The 16,749-nt window shown below is 66.9% G+C and carries 11 protein-coding genes and 1 riboswitch; of the genes, 1 reads left to right on the top strand and 10 read right to left on the bottom strand.

Annotation, left to right across the window (positions count from 1 at the left end; translation table 11 throughout):
• Positions 1–47: 47 nt before the first annotated feature.
• The 8 genes from SB764_RS32140 to SB764_RS32105 form a co-directional block, all read right to left on the bottom strand.
• The gene (locus SB764_RS32140) at positions 48–1,682 is read right to left on the bottom strand and encodes an ABC transporter substrate-binding protein (protein WP_065065650.1); all 1,635 of its coding nucleotides are present in this window, start codon (positions 1,680–1,682) and stop codon (positions 48–50) included.
• A 299-nt stretch (positions 1,683–1,981) separates the two neighbouring features.
• Complete coding sequence (locus SB764_RS32135; protein WP_410865936.1) at positions 1,982–5,881, bottom strand: tetratricopeptide repeat protein; 3,900 nt, start codon at positions 5,879–5,881, stop codon at positions 1,982–1,984.
• A 255-nt stretch (positions 5,882–6,136) separates the two neighbouring features.
• A complete protein-coding gene (gene metF / locus SB764_RS32130; RefSeq protein ID WP_065065648.1) occupies positions 6,137–6,967 on the bottom strand; it encodes a methylenetetrahydrofolate reductase [NAD(P)H] in 831 nt (276 codons plus the stop codon).
• Between the two features lie 96 nt (positions 6,968–7,063).
• Positions 7,064–7,417, bottom strand: coding sequence for a phage holin family protein (locus SB764_RS32125; RefSeq protein WP_065065647.1), 354 nt, complete (start codon positions 7,415–7,417; stop codon positions 7,064–7,066).
• A 182-nt stretch (positions 7,418–7,599) separates the two neighbouring features.
• A complete protein-coding gene (ahcY, locus tag SB764_RS32120; RefSeq protein WP_065065646.1) occupies positions 7,600–9,018 on the bottom strand; it encodes an adenosylhomocysteinase in 1,419 nt (472 codons plus the stop codon).
• Positions 9,019–9,051: 33 nt separating this feature from the next.
• Positions 9,052–9,171, bottom strand: a riboswitch (S-adenosyl-L-homocysteine riboswitch).
• Between the two features lie 67 nt (positions 9,172–9,238).
• Complete coding sequence (locus SB764_RS32115) at positions 9,239–10,024, bottom strand: glycosyltransferase family 2 protein (RefSeq protein ID WP_410865935.1); 786 nt, start codon at positions 10,022–10,024, stop codon at positions 9,239–9,241.
• A 163-nt stretch (positions 10,025–10,187) separates the two neighbouring features.
• Positions 10,188–10,910: an LrgB family protein gene (locus tag SB764_RS32110; RefSeq protein WP_065065645.1), complete on the bottom strand. Its 723-nt coding sequence runs from the start codon at positions 10,908–10,910 to the stop codon at positions 10,188–10,190.
• 58 nt (positions 10,911–10,968) lie between these two features.
• Positions 10,969–11,430, bottom strand: coding sequence for a CidA/LrgA family protein (locus SB764_RS32105; protein WP_065065644.1), 462 nt, complete (start codon positions 11,428–11,430; stop codon positions 10,969–10,971).
• A 153-nt stretch (positions 11,431–11,583) separates the two neighbouring features.
• Between SB764_RS32105 and SB764_RS32100 the strand changes: the two genes are divergently transcribed.
• Complete coding sequence (locus SB764_RS32100) at positions 11,584–12,528, top strand: LysR family transcriptional regulator (RefSeq protein ID WP_074982785.1); 945 nt, start codon at positions 11,584–11,586, stop codon at positions 12,526–12,528.
• A gap of 92 nt (positions 12,529–12,620) precedes the next feature.
• Here SB764_RS32100 and SB764_RS32095 read toward each other — a convergent pair whose 3' ends face one another.
• Entirely contained in the window at positions 12,621–14,336 is a 1,716-nt protein-coding gene (locus SB764_RS32095; protein ID WP_321870799.1) for an OmpA family protein, read from the bottom strand.
• A 263-nt stretch (positions 14,337–14,599) separates the two neighbouring features.
• Positions 14,600–16,231: a GMC family oxidoreductase gene (locus tag SB764_RS32090; protein ID WP_110327886.1), complete on the bottom strand. Its 1,632-nt coding sequence runs from the start codon at positions 16,229–16,231 to the stop codon at positions 14,600–14,602.
• Between the last annotated feature and the right edge of the window lie 518 nt (positions 16,232–16,749).

Below are 16,749 nucleotides of genomic sequence, written 5' to 3'. Positions count from 1 at the left end.
CGGTGTGCGGGCGAAACGAGGAAACGGAAAGTCTTACCCGATGATCTTTACTGCATGCCCACGCCGTCGAAGCGCGCGTAGCCGAGCGGCTCGATGCGCATGTCGATCACCTTCTTGCTGACCGGCTGATAGACGGTCGAGTGGGCGATCGGCGAGAACGGCAGTTGCTGCGCGAAGATCTGCTGCGCCTGCGTGTAGATCTTCGCGCGCTCGGCCTGATCCGACGTCTGGCGGCCCTTCTGGACCAGGTCGTCGAACGGCTTGTAGCACCACTTGCCGAAGTTGTTGCCGTTCACGGCTTCGCAGCCGAGCAGCGTGCCGAGCCAGTTGTCCGGATCGCCATTGTCGCCGGTCCAGCCGATCAGCATCGAATCGTCCTCGCCCGCGTGCGCGCGCTTGATGTACTCGCCCCACTCGTACGTGACGATCTTCGCCTTCACGCCGATCTTCGCCCAGTCGGCCTGGATCATTTCGGCCATCAGACGCGCGTTCGGGTTATACGGGCGCTGCACCGGCATCGCCCACAGCGTCATTTCGAAACCGTTCGGAAAACCGGCCTTCGCGAGCAGCGCCTTGGCCTTCGCCGGATCGTACGGCTGCGCCTTGAGCGACTTGTCGTAGGACCATTGCGTCGGCGGCATCGGATTGGTCGCCGCCTGGCCCGCGCCCTGATACACCGACTCGATGATCGCCTTCTTGTTGATCGCCATGTCGAGCGCCTGACGCACTTCGAGCTTGTCCATCGGCTTGCGCGTCACGGTGTACGACAGGTAGCCGAGGTTGAAGCCCGGCTGCGACGGCATGGCGATGTTCGGCTCGGCCTTCAGCGGCGCGATGTCGGCGGGACGCGGATAGCTCATCACCTGACATTCGTCGCGCTTGAGCTTCTGCACGCGCACGCTCGCGTCCGGCGTGATCGAGAAGATCAGCTTCGAGATCTTCACCGCGCCCGGCTTCCAGTAATCCGGATTGCCGTCGAAGCGGATCGTCGCGTCCTTTGTGTAGCTCTTGAAGATGAACGGGCCCGTGCCGACCGGGAACTGGTTCATGTCGGCGGCCTTGCCGGCCTTGAGCAACTGATCGGCGTATTCGGCCGAGAGAATCGACGCGAATTCCATCGCCATGTTCTGGATGAACGGCGCGTTCGGCTCGTTCAGCGTGAACTTCACGGTGTACGGGTCGACCTTTTCGACCTTGGCGATCAGCTTGTCAAGGCCCATGTCGGTGAAATACGGGAACGACACCGGGTACGCCTTGCGGAACGGCTGGTTCGGGTCGAGCATGCGCTGGAACGTGAACACGACGTCGTCGGCGTTGAACTCGCGCGTGGGCTTGAAGAACGACGTGGTCTGGAATTTCACGCCATGGCGCAGATGGAACGTGTAGGTCTTGCCGTCAGGGGAAACATCCCACGATTGCGCGAGGCCCGGTTCGACCTTGGTGCCGCCGCGTTCGAATTCGACGAGACGGTTGTAGACGGTGAACGTGTTCGCGGTGAAGTCGACGCCGGTCGTGTACTGCGCCGGGTCGAAACCGGCGGGGCTGCCTTCCGAGCAGTAGACGAGCGTCTTGTTCGGGATGCTGCCCGCGGCGTGCGCGAACGGGGCGCCTGCAATCGATGCCGCTGCGAGCGCGACGAGAGACGTCAATCGTGCAGCACGCAACAGTTTGTTTTCTTTCATGTTTCCTCCAGTTCAATGCCGGCCGGGGCCAGCGTAGCGCGATCTTACCTGCCCTTTCTACGCCGTCACAAGCGAGCCAAAAAGTCCCACGGCTCGTGGAAAACGCTCGCTTGACAGGCGCGCGCCGAAGCGCGTCGCTTAGCCTCGGGGTGGCGACGGCTCAAGCATTCCGGGCGATTTCTTGCACGCTTTTGGTCGTTTTATCATCATTCGTGGGGCTTTTTTAGTTGTTTTGCGCATTTCACGCCGCGACTTAATGCAGACTCAACGTGAGCGAAAGACGCGTTGCGCGACCGCGATCACGGTGATGTGGACGCATCCGCTGACGGAATCGCCGCCGGGACGGCGTCGCTCGCGCACCAGTCTCGCCACATCTCGCGCCACGCGGCTTCCATGCCGCGAGCAAATCGCGCGCCGTCCATCAGCGGCGAGGCCTGCATGCGCGCACGCAGACCGGCGCGCAGCGCGGAAAGGCGCGGCAGATCGCGCGCCAGCGACACGACGATCTCTGCATATTCCGCGTCGCTGTGCGCGGCCAGTTCGGGCAGCCCCAGATTGCTCAGCAGCGATAACCCGGCGCGCGCATGCGCCGTGCGACCGACGCGCGTGGGCACGGGCACGCCCATCCAGAACGCATCGAGGCTCGTCGTGTGGCCGTTGTACGGGAAGGTGTCGAGCGCGATGTCGATCTGCGACCACGTGCGCAGATAGTCGATCCGCGCTTGATAGCCGACAAAGCGCACGCACGCCGGATCGATGCCCGCCGCCGCCAGCCGCGCCGCGAGACGCCGCAGCAACGAGCCTTCGCCCGCCAGCAGCACGAGGCGCGGCGGCGTCTCGCCCGCCTCGCGCAGCGCCGCGAACACGCGGCCCCAGAGCGCGAGCGTGGCGTCGGTGAGCTTGCACGGATTGTTGAGGCAGCCGAACGTGAGCGCTCCGCCGGCGAGCGCGGGCAACGGCCCGCAGGCGAGTTCGCGCGCGGCGGCGTCGAGCGGCGCGTAGCACCAGAAGGTGTCGGGCAGACGCAGCGTGCGTTCGGTGTAGCGGGCGTCGATATGCGCGTCGATTTGCGGCACGTCGCGCGGATCGAGCCACGGATCGCTGAGCCGCCAGTCCATCGCCGCGCTGCCCGTCGTGCCCGGATAGGCGAGCCACGCCGCCTGCACCGGCGCGGGCCGCCGCGCGAACACAAGACGCCGCGCGTGCGCCATGTGCATCGTCAGATCGACGAGGATATCGACGCCGTCGTCGCGGATGGCTTGCGCAAGTTGCGCGTCGCCGAGCGCGCGCACGTCGCGCCAATGGTCGGCGAGCGCGGCGATGCGCTGCGTGACGGCGTCGGGCTCGCGCACATCGGCGTAGCAGAAGGTTTCGACTTCGGCGCGATTCAGATGCTCGAACAACGGCAGCGTGAACAGCGACTGGCAATGATCGCGAAAATCCGGCGAGAGGAAGCCGATGCGCAAGCGCCGCGTCGCGTCGCGCGCGTTCGCGAACGGCACCGATGCCACCGCCGATGCCGCCAGATATTGCGCTTCGTGACGCGCGCCGAACGCCTCCGTCTGCGTGCGGATGACCTGCGGATCGTCGCGGCAAAAAAGCTGCGCATAGACGTAATCGCTGTGCGTGCCGAGATCGTCCGGACAGGCCGTCACGGCGCGCTCGAACGCGGCCAGCGCCGCGGCGGTTTCACCCGCCTGCAACAGCGCGCCTGCATGCAGCGCGTGCATGTCGGCGACCGCGGGCGCGTCGGGCGGCGCGAGCGCCACCGCGCGGTCGAACGCGTCGAGCGCCTCGTCGCCGCGCCGGGTTTGCAGCATCAGATTGCCGAGATTGCGCCACGCGCCCGCGAACGCCGGATCGAGCGCGAGCGCCGTCTCGAACGCCGCCTGCGCTTCGTCGAAGCGGCCCGCCGCCGCCAGCAGCGCGCCGAGGTTGCCGTGCGCGACGGCGTCGCCGGGCGCGGCGTCGATTTCGAGGCGCAGCGCGCGCTCGCACCAGTCGCGCCAGATTTCGTGGAACGCCGCTTCCATACCGCGCGCGAATCGTGCGCCGTCCATCAGCGGCGACGCCTCCATGCGCGCGCGCAGACCGGCGCGCAACGCGGCGAGGCGCGGTAGATCGCGCGCCAGCGACACGACGATCTCCGCATATTCCGCGTTGCTCTGCGCGGCCAGTTCCGGCAGGCCCAGATTGCTCAGCAGCGACAACCCCGCGCGCGCATGCGCCGTGCGGCCCACGCGCGTGGGCACGGGCACGCCCATCCAGAATGCGTCGAGGCTCGTGGTGTGGCCGTTGTACGGAAAGGTGTCGAGCGCGATATCGATCTGCGACCACGTGCGCAGATAGTCGTCGCGCGACTGGAAGCCCACGTAGTTCACCTGCGCCGGATCGATGCCGTGCGCCGCGAGGCGCGCGTTCAGGCGTTCGCGCGCGCTGCCCGGCGGCGCCATCAGCACGAGACGCGTGCGTTGCCCCGCCTCGCGCAGCGCGGCGAACACGCCCGACCAGAGCGCGAAGGTGGCGTCGGTGAGCTTGCACGGATTGTTGAGACAGCCAAACGTGATGAGCGACGCCGAGAGTGCTGGCAGCGCGCTCACCGCGATGCCGGGCGCCTGCGCGTCGTAGCACCAGAACGTGTCGGGCAGACGCAGCGTGCGTTCCGTGTACTGCGCGTCGAGATTCGGTACGTCGCGCGGATCGAGCCACGGATCGCTGAACCGCCAGTCCATCGCCGGACTGCCGGTCGTGCCCGGATACGCGAGCCACGCCACCTGCACCGGCGCGGGCCGCCGCGCGAACACGAGGCGGCGCGCGCCGTCCATGTGCATCGTCAGGTCGACGAGGATGTCGATGTGGTCGGCACGAATCTGCTGCGCGAGGCCGTCGTCGTCGAGCTGGCTGACGTCGCGCCAGTGATCGGCGTAACGGGCGAGGCGCGCGGTGACCTCGTCGGCCTGCGGAACGAGCGAATAGCAGACGATCTCGAACGCCGCGTGGTCGTGATGCGCGAGCAGCGGCTGCATGAACAGCGCCTGGCAATGGTTGCGGAAATCGGGCGAAACATAGCCGATACGCAGCCGCCGCGCCGGCTCCGGCGTGTTGGCATACGTGTGCGGCTTGAGTTGCTTCAGCGGCGCAGGCTGCCACGCGCGCTCGTGCGCGGCGGCAAAGCGCTCGGTTTCCGCGCGGATCGCAGGACCGTCGTCGCTCGCGAAGGTCAGCGCGTAGACCAGATTGCTGTGCGCGCCCAGACTGCCCGGTTCGCAGCGGAGCGCGTGGCGGTAGGCGGCGATGGCGTCCTCGATGCGGCCCATGCTCTTGAACACGTTGCCGAGATTGCTGTGCGCATTCGCGAAGCGCGTGTCGATGTCGATGGCGCGCAGGAAGTGCGCGAGCGCGTCGTCGAGATGCGCGAGATCGACGTGCACATTGCCGAGATTGTTCCAGGCGGCCGCATTGCCGGGATCAAGTTCGAGCGCACGCGCGAGTGCGTTGCGCGCCTCGCCGTAGCGGCCGATCGTGCGCAGCTGGCAGCCGAGATTTGTGAGCACGTCGGGCGAATCGGGCGCGAGCGTGCGCGCGTGCTCCAGCAGAGTCAGCGCGTCGCCCGTGCGACGCAACGCGATCAGCACATTGGCGAGGTTGTTCCACGCGTTCACGCTGCCCGGATCGATGGCCACCGCGCGGCGCAGCGGCGCCTCCGCACGCGCGGCCTCGCCGCTCCCCAGCAGCAGGCTGCCGTAGTTGTAGTGCGCGGCCGCGTAATCTGGAGCGAGCGTCAGCACGCGTTCGAACAGGGCCAGCGCGCGCGCCGTGTCGCCCTGCTGGGCGCACAGATTGGCGAGATTGTTCAGCGCGATCGCGAGGTCGGGCTGGAGCGCGAGCGCGCGTTCGAGCGTGGCGATGGCATCGGCCGTCTGCGTCGCCGGATCGCAGGTGAGCGCGAGGCTCACGAGAAAATTGGGATCGATACGCACGGCGAGCGCGCGCTCGATCAGCGCGCGCGCGGCCAGCCGGTCGCGCGGCGTTGCGACGATGCCCGCCAGATGCAGCGCGTCGGCGTCCTGCGCGTTGGCCGCGATCAGGCGCTTGCAGCGCGCGTGGGCGTCGTCGAGCGCGCCTGCGCGCCAGGCCGCGACGGCGTCGGCGAAGGTGCCGGCGGCGGAAGCGGGATCGGTGAGATCGACGGGGTTCATGATGGACGGGCTGCCGCCGCCGGCATCAGCCGGGGCGCGCGATCTGACGGATAGGCAGAAGGTGAAGAAGGCGCGTGAAAAAGCGAATCGGCAATTATCGGCACCGTCTCGATTCAGACCACTTGACCCACATCAGCATCCCGGATTGCGCGCCCATGAAAAAACCGCGCGGCGCCTTCGAAAAGAACGCCGCGCGGTTCGCGGATACAGCTTGAATCACCGCCTGTGCGCCGCCCGGGCGCGCGGTTCGGACGCTCAGACGCCCAGACGTTCGCAGATCGCCTTGCTCGCGTTGGCCGCGTTGAGCGTGTAGAAGTGCAGGCCCGGCGCACCGCCGTCGACGAGGCGGCGGCACAGGTCCGTCACCACGTCGAGGCCGAAAGCGCGGATCGCTTCGCGGTCGTCGCCGAAGCTTTCCAGACGCTTCGCGACCCAGCGCGGCACTTCCGCGCCGCACATTTCCGAGAAGCGCATGAGCTGCGAGTAGTTCGTGATCGGCATGATGCCGGGCACGATCGGCACGTCCACGCCCAGCTTGCGCGCGTCGTCGACGAAGCGGAAATACGCGTCGGCGTTGAAGAAGTACTGCGTGATCGCCGAATCGGCGCCCGCTTTCACCTTTTGCGCGAACGCTTCGAGGTCGTGACGCGGCGAGCGCGCCTGCGGGTGATATTCGGGATACGCGGCCACTTCGATGTGGAACGCGTCGCCGGTTTCGGCGCGGATGAACGCGACGAGATCCGACGCATAGCGCAGCTCGCCCATCTCGCCCATGCCCGAAGGCAGATCGCCGCGCAGCGCCACGATGTGACGGATGCCGTGCGAGCGGTACTGCGCGAGGATGTCGCGCAGGCTGTCGCGCGTCGCGCCGATGCACGAGAGGTGCGGCGCCGCGTCCACGCCTTGTTTGGCGATGTCCGCGACGGTGTCGAGCGTGCCCTGTTGCGTCGAGCCGCCCGCGCCGAAGGTCACCGAAACGAACCGCGGCTTGAACGCGAGCAGCTGTTCGCGCGTGGCGCGCAGCTTCTCGACGCCGTCCGGGGTCTTCGGCGGGAAGAATTCGAATGAGAGTTCGATCGGTTTCATGATGAGTGGGCCGAGGCGGCGAGCCCCGGCCTGGTCGTCAACTACATGTCAACTCGTCGTCAACTGGGCGCCAACTACGCGCCAACTGCGCGTCGATCAGCCGAGGCTGCGGTTGCCGAAAATCAGCGCCGACAGCAGCCACGACACGATGCTGTACAGGATCGAGCCGAAGAACGCCGACCAGAAGCCCGACACCTCGAAGCCCTTGAGCAGCGACGCGGCGAGCCAGAAGCACAGCGCGTTCACCACGAGGATGAACAGGCCGAGCGTGAGGATCGTCACGGGCAGCGTGAGGACGATGAGCAGCGGGCGCAGCACGGCGTTGATCAGGCCGAGCACCAGCGCCACGATGAGCGCGGTGCCGAAGCTGCGCACGTGGATCGACGGAACCAGCCAGGTGATGATCAACAGCGCGAGCGCGTTGATCAGCCAGGTCAGCAACACGGTCATGGTGAGTCCTCTTGCGTCGTGGTTATGTGGTGCGCCCGCGCGCATCGATGAGCGCGCGCGGGCGTAGTCACAGCATCGGGCTGGTCGCTTAAAGACGTCTTAAAAATAAGGGCCGTCTCGCTGCGGTTTTGTATCGACCCGTAACAGTCAAAGCAGACAACGTCGAGTCGACGCGAATCGACTTAATAGCGATAGTGGTTCGGCTTGAACGGACCGTTCTTGTCGACGCCGATGTACGAAGCCTGGTCGTCCGACAGCACCGACAGGTTCGCGCCGATGCGCGCAAGGTGCAGACGCGCGACCTTTTCGTCGAGATGCTTCGGCAGCACGTAGACCTTGTTCTCGTACTTCTGGCCTTCGCAGAACAGTTCGATCTGCGCGAGCGTCTGGTTCGTGAACGAGTTCGACATCACGAACGACGGGTGGCCCGTGGCGCAGCCGAGGTTCACGAGGCGGCCTTCGGCCAGCAGGATCACGCGCTTGCCGTCCGGGAAGATGATGTGGTCGACTTGCGGCTTGATGTTTTCCCACGTGTACTGGCGCGTCGAGGCAACGTCGATTTCCGAGTCGAAGTGACCGATGTTGCAGACGATCGCGTTGTGGCGCATCGCCTTCATGTGGTCATGGCCGATCACGTGGAAGTTGCCGGTGGCCGTCACGAAGATGTCGGCCTTGTCGGCGGCGTATTCCATCGTCACGACGCGGTAGCCTTCCATCGCGGCTTGCAGCGCGCAGATCGGATCGATTTCCGTGACCCACACCGTGGCGCCCAGACCGCGCAGCGATTGCGCGCAGCCCTTGCCCACGTCGCCGTAACCGGCCACGACCGCGATCTTGCCCGCGATCATCACGTCGGTCGCGCGCTTGATGCCGTCGACGAGCGACTCGCGGCAGCCGTACAGGTTGTCGAACTTCGACTTCGTGACCGAGTCGTTGACGTTGATGGCCGGGAACGGCAGACGGCCTTCCTTTTCCATCTGGTACAGACGGTGCACGCCCGTGGTGGTTTCTTCCGTCACGCCCTTGATGTGCGCGAGGCGCGTCGAGTACCACGCCGGATCGATCGCGAGGTGCTTTTCGATCGACTTGTACAGCGCGACTTCTTCTTCGTTCGTCGGCTTGGCGATGACCGAGCGGTCCTTTTCAGCCTTCGAGCCGAGGATCAGCAGCAACGTGGCGTCGCCGCCGTCGTCGAGGATCATGTTGGCGAATTCGCCGTTCGGCCATTCGAAGATGCGGTGCGAGAACTCCCAGTATTCGTCGAGCGATTCGCCCTTGAATGCGAACACCGGCGTGCCGCCCGCGGCGATCGCGGCGGCGGCGTGGTCCTGCGTCGAGAAGATGTTGCACGAGGCCCAGCGCACGTCGGCGCCGAGTGCCGTCAGCGTTTCGATCAGCACGCCCGTCTGGATCGTCATGTGCAGCGAACCGGCGATGCGCGCGCCCTTCAGCGGCTGCTGCGCCTTGTACTCTTCGCGCGTTTGCACGAGGCCGGGCATTTCGGTTTCGGCGATGTCGAGTTCCTTGCGGCCCCAGGCGGCAAGCGACATGTCGGCAACGAGGAAATCCTTGGCTTGATCTTGCGGAATTGCGGCGTTCATCACGCCCTCCTTTCTAAAAGTGACTAGAAATTAAAGACGTGAGCGCCGTTTTTCAGTGCGGTGCGTTCGTGGCATGAAAACCGCGAACTGGCCGTATTGAGCGCCTTCGAGCCTGGCGGATGGGTGACATCCGTCGCAACGCTCCTCGAAGACGAGGCGTGATTGTAGCAAATCGAGATGACTGCGGCGCGTCGGAAAGACAGGGACGCATCCGACCGGCTCAGCGCGTGGGCGTATTCAACGCATCCGGCGCGATCTGCAACGCGCGCAACTGCTGCACGCTGGCGCGCGCGTTGTCGAGCCAGGCGCGCGAGGCGCGCAACGTGGCGTCGTTGGCGACCGGATCGGCTTCGGTGTAACCGAGCTGGATGTTCAGAAAGCGCTCGGCGTGGATGCCCGTGTGCCAGTGCATGCGCACGCGTTTGGCGTCGATCAGGCGGCGCTGGCCGAAGATCTCGCGCAGCGCCCACGACAGCGCGCCGTCCTCGCCGCCGTAGCGTCGGAACAGTTCGTCGGTGGGAAAACCGCCGAGCGCGAGCAGCACGTTGCGGCGGATCACGAGGCTGCTCGGCACCGTGTTGCTGAGCACGGCCGCAAATTCTGCGAATTGGGGATGCCGCGTGAGGCGCGCGGGAAAGCCTGCGTAATCGACGTCGAGCCGGATCACCGCTTCGTGCGGATGCGCGTCGAGATGCGCGCGCGCGGCGGCGAGCGCGCCGGGCAGGTATTCGTCGTCGGCGTCGAGAAAGGCGAGCAGCGGCGCGACGGTGTTCAGCGCCGCCCAGTTGCGCGCGCGGGCCGGACCGGCGTTGCCGGGCATCTGCAGCAGCCGCACGCGCGCGTCGCGCAGCGCGTAGACGCGCACGATGGCCGCTGAGGCGTCGGTGGACGCATCGTCGACGACGAGAATCCGGGTGGCTTCAGGCTGCGCGAGGCAACTGTCGAGCGCGCGCGCCAGCGTGGCGGCGCCGTTGAAACAGGGAATGATGACGGAGATTTCAGACATGGAACGCAGCGCGTACTGGCCGCGGAAAACGCGGGGAATCGTGCGATGGTAGCCCCGTCTCAGAATCGCGGATCGCCGCGCGCTTGGGTCGCGGCGGTGCGGATCGTCGCAGATCAAATGCCGGTCGAAAAGGCGGTGTCGCGCGACGCCGTCGCTCCGGATCTCAGATCGGCAGAAAGCCCAGCGCGGGTGCGAGCAGCACCATCACCACGCCCGCGATCATCATCGTCAGGCTCGCGACCACGCCTTCTTCGCTGCCCAGTTCGCGCGCCTTCGCGGTGCCCACGCCATGCGCCGCCGCGCCGAACAGCGCGCCGCGCGCGAGACGCGTGCGCAGCGGCACGAGCCCGAGCACCAGCTCGCCGAACAGCATGCCGCAGAGGCCGGTGGCGATCACGAACAGCGCGGTGAGGTCGCGCGGCGCGTGAATCTTGTCGGAGACCGCGAGCGCGAACGGCGTGGAGACCGAGCGCGTCATCAGGCTGCGTTGCAGTTCGGGCGACAGATGCAGCAGCTTCGCAAGCGCGAGCGAGCCGCCCACCGCCACCATGATGCCGACCGTCACGCCCACCGCGAGCGAGATCCAGTGGCGCTTGAGCAGTGCGCGGTATTCGTAGATCGGCACCGCGAACGCCACCGTGGCGGGGCCGAGCAGCCACATCAGCCAGCGCGTGTCCTGAAAGTAGACCGGATACGGAATATGCAGCAGCAGCACGATCGCGCCCAGCACGACCGGCACCGCCAGCAGCGGCGTGAGCCATGGCGAGCGCACGCGTGCGTAGAGCGCCTTCGAGGCGAAATAAAGCGCGACGGTGAGGATGAAACAGCCCGCGGCGATCAGCCGGGAGGCGTCGTCGGCGAACAGCGAAGCGTAGAACGTGTTCATGACGGAATCATCCTTGCGAGACGGGCGGAATCAGCGAAAACGGAATGGCGGGCGGCGCTCAGGCACGCGCCAGATGACGCGCATCGCGCACGTGACGCACGCGGCGCAGCGCGAGACGGCGTTCGAGGCGCGCGGCCTGTTCGACGGCGAACGCCACGGCCACCATCACCATCAGCGTGCCGCCGACCACGACCAGCGCGAGGCGCCAGCCGTCGGCGCGGAACAGTCCGCCGTACTGCACGGCCGCCACGGCGGCCGGGATGAAGAACAGCAGCATGTCGGAGAGCAGCCAGTCGGCGCCTGCCTTGACCCAGCGCGGCGCCACGCCGCCGCAGAACAGCAGCACCAGCAGCAGCACGAGGCCGACCACGCCGCCCGGCACCGGCAGGTGCACGGCGCGCGCGAGTTGATCGGCAATAAACCAGACGCCGGCGAGCAGCGAGGACTGCGCCGCGATCCGGCCAACGCGGGCGAAACCGCCGGATTGCGGGGCGCGTGCGGAAGTGGTCGAGGCAGTCATGGCAAACCCTAAGTGACATCGGAACGGAAGTCAGTATAGGGTGCAGCGCAGCATAAATATAATGACTTACGATTATCCGCTGCATTCGAATTTGGAATGCACCGGATGTGTGCGCACATGCGGCGCACTTGCAGCGTATAAGGAGGCAGAACCGTGGAATTGCGCGCCCTGCGGTATTTCATCGAAGTGGTGCGGCAGCAGAGCTTCACCGCCGCCGCCGAGCAGATGCACGTCACGCAGCCGACCATCAGCAAGATGGTGAAAGCGCTCGAAGACGAAACCGGCACCCAGCTGCTGCTGCGCGACGCGCGCCAGATGGTGCTCACCGACGCCGGTCGCATCGTCTATCAGCGCGGCCAGGACGTGCTCGCGGCGCACGCGCAGTTGCAGGCCGAACTCGCCGATCTCGGCACGCTCGGGCGCGGCGAACTCACCATCGGCATTCCGCCGATGGGCGGGTCGCTGTTCACGCCCGCGATCGCGGCGTTCCGTCAACGCTATCCGAAGATCGAACTGAAGCTGTTCGAGCAGGGTTCGCGCGCGATCGAGGCGGCGCTGATTTCGGGCGAACTCGAACTGGGCGGCGTGCTGCTGCCCGTCGATCCCGAGCAGATCGATCTCCTGCCGATCTCGCACGAGGTGCTGTGGCTGGTCGCGCAGCGCGGCTCGCGCTGGGACAACAAGCTCAGCGTGCCGCTTGGCGAACTCGCCAACGAGCCGTTCGTGTTCTACGGCGAGAGTCTCGCGCTCAACGACGTCGTGTTGAGCGCCTGCCGCACGGCCGGTTTCGCGCCGCAGATCGTCGGCCGCAGCGGCCACTGGGATCTGATGGCGGCGCTCGTGCTCGCGGGCGTGGGCATCGCGCTGCTGCCCGCGCCTTATGTGCGGCGGCTCGACGCCGCGCGCTTCACCTGCCTGCCGGTGACCGAGCCGACCATCACCTGGGACATGGCGATCGGCTGGAAGCGCAACGGCTATCTCTCGCACGCGGCACGCGCGTGGCTCGCGGTGGCGCGCGAGGAGTACGGCAAGCCGTCTAATTTCCTCGACGATTTCGTCGGCCCGCCCGGCCTGGAGCAACCGGCCGCTCAAGGGTGAGACGCAACGGACGAAGCATGAAAAAAGCCGCCCGGCTCACGCCGGACGGCTTTTTGCGCTGTTGCCGATGACGCTGACCGACGCGTCGCGGCTTACTTCGCCACGAACTCGATACGGCGATTACGGAAGCGGCCGCTTTCGGTGTCGTTCGCGGCGACCGGATTGGCGTCGCCGTAACCTTCGGCCTTGAGCGTGCTGCCCGCCACGCCCTGCGCGACCAGGAAGGTGCGCACGGCTTGCGCGCGCTGCTTCGAGAGCGCGAGGTTGGTCGCCGCCACGCCGACGTTATCCGAATAGCCCGCCACTTCGAGCTGCACCGGCTTGCCCTGCTTCGCGCACGCCTTCAGCGCCTTGGCCGAGTCGCGCAGATCCTGCGCGGCCGAGGCCGGAATCACCGAGCTTGCGGTCTTGAAGTTGATGACCTGCAGGTTGAGCACCTTCGCCACGTCGCTGCCCGCGCACGAGCTGTCGCTGACGAACAGGCCCTTCACGGCGTCGCGGAACGACTGCGTGGCGTCGGCCACGGCCTTCTGGACGTTGAACACGCCGATGTCGAAGCCCGAGCCGAACAGCGCCTTGAGCTTGTCGAGCCAGCCGAGCTTGGCGTCGGCGGCCGTGCCGCTCAGTTCGACGTGCGAGCCGTCGATCTTCACTTCCGCGCCGGGCAGCGCCATCAGCGGCAGCAGGCCGTCGAGGTGCGCGAGCCAGTCGGCGGGCTTCGTGGCGGCGTCGACCGTCACGTTGGCGTTGAACTTGCCGTCGCCGAACCGCTTCGTGAGCGCGTCGACGAGCTGCGCCTTCTCGGCTTCGGTGCCGACCGTGGCCGTGATCGTCGGCTCGCCGTTTTTGTCGACCGCGAACGAGAGATGCGAATCCTGCGTGGGCGCGGGCGCAACAACAGCACTGGCCGCCGATGCCGCCGACGCATCAGACGCCGCCGAGGTGATCGCGGGCGCCGACGCATTGTCGGCCGCGCTGGCTTCCGAAGCCGCGACCGCCGCCGGCGCCGAGGCCGCCTGATCGTCCTGCACCGGTTCCTCGCGATGGCACGAGCGCAGCGCGAAGAACGCCACGATCAGCGCGAGCGCGGCGAGCAGCCACCAGAGCCACGAATGCCCGCGCTTTTCGGCGACGATCGGCGGCGTGCTGTCGCCGACGGTTTGCGGCGGCAGCGAGGCCGACACCGGACGCGCCGGCGGCTGCGGATGGTCGAGATGCGCCGACACGTCCTTCAGGCGCATGAGCACCGAGCCCGCGAACGCGCCCGCGCTGCCGAGGCCGACCGCGCTCGCGAGGCGGTCGGTGAGGCTCGCGTTGACCGACGAGAGTTGATGGCCGAGCAGCGTCGGCAACTGGCCGACGAAACCCTGGGACGACGTAAAGTGCTGCTTGAGAATGCCCATTAGCGCCGCGCCGACCACGCCGGTCAGCGAGAACGCCGTGGATTGCGCCGCGCCCGTTTGCGCCGCGACTGCGTCGGCGAGTGCGCCGACGTTCACGCCCGCCGCCTTCTGCACCAGGTCGCGGCCCAGCGTTTCGAGCTGGCTCAGGCCCGCGGTGCTCGACAGCAGTTCGGGCAACTGCTTGCCGATGCTCGCGTTCACGTCGGGCGACATGATGGTGGAGAACAGGCTGCGCGCGCCGTCGGCGGTGCTGCCGCGATGCATGATCGCCGCGACGAGCGCCGGCGCGACCGCGCCGGTGACCTTGCGCGTGAGATCGGGCGAGAGGCCGAAGCGGCCGGACAGGTTGCGGACGACGTCGTCGCTCAGGACCGTTTCCAGCAGGTGAAATACGTTGATGCTCATCGAGGCGGTTCCTCCCAGTTCGCGGACGCGCCAACTGACACGCCCAAGGTGCCGCGCGATTATAGGGACTCCGAAATCTCGAAATTGCGGATACCGCGAAGTTCACACAATCTTTAACGAAAAAGCCGCTTTTTAAGCAATTTTCGTCAATTGAAAAAGCCAGCGAGACGTCGAGCGTCTCGCTGGCTTCGCGTGTCTTCCGAGTGCTTTGAGATTCGTCCGAGTGAGCGCACCACCGCTCGCTTGCGAAAAGAATGCGCGTGTCAGGCCGTCATTTGCGCGCTGTGCGTGGACGCGCTTTCGCGTCGGGCCGCGACGATCAGATCCGCCGCGCGCTCGCCGATCATCACGGTCGGCGCATTGGTGTTGCCGCCGATGAGCGTCGGCATCACCGAGGCGTCGGCGATACGCAGATGCGTCGCGCCGCGCACGCGCAACTGCGGGTCGACGACCGATTGCGCGTCGCTGCCCATGCGGCAGGTCGCGACCGGGTGATAGATCGTATCGGCGTGCGTGGCGATGGTCGCGCGCAGCTCGGCGTCGCTCTGCCCCGCCTGCGTGTAGATCTCGCGCCCGCCCATGCGCAGCAGCGCGGGCGCGTCGAGAATGCGCCGCGCGATGCGCGCGCCTTCGACGAGCAGATCGAGGTCGCGCGCATCGGACAGAAAGCGCGGATCGATCACCGGCGCTTCGCGCGCATCGGCGCTCGCGAGCGTGACGGTGCCGCGGCTCGCCGGGCGCAGCACGCAGACGTGCAGCGAATAGCCGTGCCCCCAGTGCAGGCGGCGGCTGTGATCGTCGACGAGCGCGGTGCAGAAGTGCAGTTGCAGATCGGGCCGCTCCAGCTCCGGACGGCTTTTCAGAAACCCGCCCGCCTCCGCCACGTTGGTCGTGAACATGCCGCGTCGCCCGCGCAAATAACGCACGAGGCCCGGCACCATCCTGGCCGCGCCGCGCAGCGAATAACCGACGGTCTCGCTCGAATGCACGCGCTTGTTATAAGTGAAGTCGATGTGGTCGATCAGATTGCGGCCGACATCCGGCGCGTCGTGCTGCACGGCAATGCCATGTTCTCGCAGATGCGCGGCCGGCCCGATGCCCGAGCACATCAACAGTTGCGGCGTGTTGAACGCGCCTGCCGCGAGGATCACCTCGGCGCGCGCCTCGATGCGCTCGCTGCGGCCCGCGCGCACGACGTCGACGCCGGTCGCGCGCACGCCGTCGAAGCTCACGCGCAGCACGGTGGCATCGGCGATCAGATGCAGATTCGGGCGCGGCTTCCCATAGAGATACGCGCGCGCCACCGTGCAGCGCTCACCGCCGCGCTGCGTGACCTGATAGAAGCCGACGCCTTCCTGACGCGCGCCGTTGAAGTCGTCGTTGGCGGGGAAACCCGCTTCGAGCGCGGCCTGCACGAAGCGCTCCGCGACCGCGTTGCGCTCGCGCAGATCGGACACGCCGAGCGGGCCGCCCGCGCCGTGCCACGCATTCGCGCCGCGCGCGTTGTCCTCGGCGCGCAGGAAGTACGGCAGCACGTCGTCCCACGCCCAGCCCGTGCAGCCGAGCCGCGCCCATTCGTCGTAGTCGAGCGGATGGCCGCGCGTGTAGATCATCGCGTTGATGGCGCTGGAGCCGCCGAAGCCGCGGCCGCGCGGCTGGTAGCCGCGTCGTCCGTTCAGGCCCGGCTGCGGCACCGTCTGATAGGCGTAGTTGTTTTTGTTGCGAAACGGCACGAGCGCCGCCACGCCCATCGGCATGTTGACGAAGAGATTGCGCTCGGTGTGCGGACCGGCTTCGATCAGTGCGATGCTCGCGTCGGGACAGCGTTCGGCGAGGCGTCCCGCCAGCGATGCGCCGCCCGAACCGCCACCTACGATCACGTAGTCGTATTGCATGTCTCCTCCTTTTGGCGCGGCCCGGCGCTCGCGCGCGTGCCTTCAGCCCATGCAGCGAACGCTGCCTCTCAGGCTCGTGGATGTCTCGCGGACGTCGCGCGGACGTCGCGTTATCTCGCGTTGCAGCCGGGCGGCGCTTGAGGCACCCTAGTTGCACGCTCGTTCGATTTCACGTTTGTGGCCGATTGTAGGAAGTGTCAGGCACCGGGGTCAGCTTTTATCTCAGAGCGTTCCCTCTAATCCTGCCATTACACGATGTCTCATTGGCGACTAACATGAAGGACCGTCCGGCGCCCGGCGTCGGCGGTTACAAAAACGATTCCAGCAAGCAGCACAGGGAGCGCTGGAGCGCCCAGTAACCGGCCCGCCGCATGGGTCCAGACTGCGCATATAGTCTGGACGCGTGCGGCGCGGGCCGCCATCGGTGCGCATCACGAACGAGCATGACGGCCTCGCGCGCACGCCGCGCGTGGGCTTTTCGTCAGATCAGGCACGATGACACCGCGCGCCCGACGCGC

The organism is Paraburkholderia sp. SIMBA_027, assembly GCF_046535315.1.
GTDB classification, from domain to species: Bacteria; Pseudomonadota; Gammaproteobacteria; order Burkholderiales; family Burkholderiaceae; genus Paraburkholderia; species Paraburkholderia tropica.
This window is presented reverse-complemented; position numbering and strand designations above follow the sequence as displayed.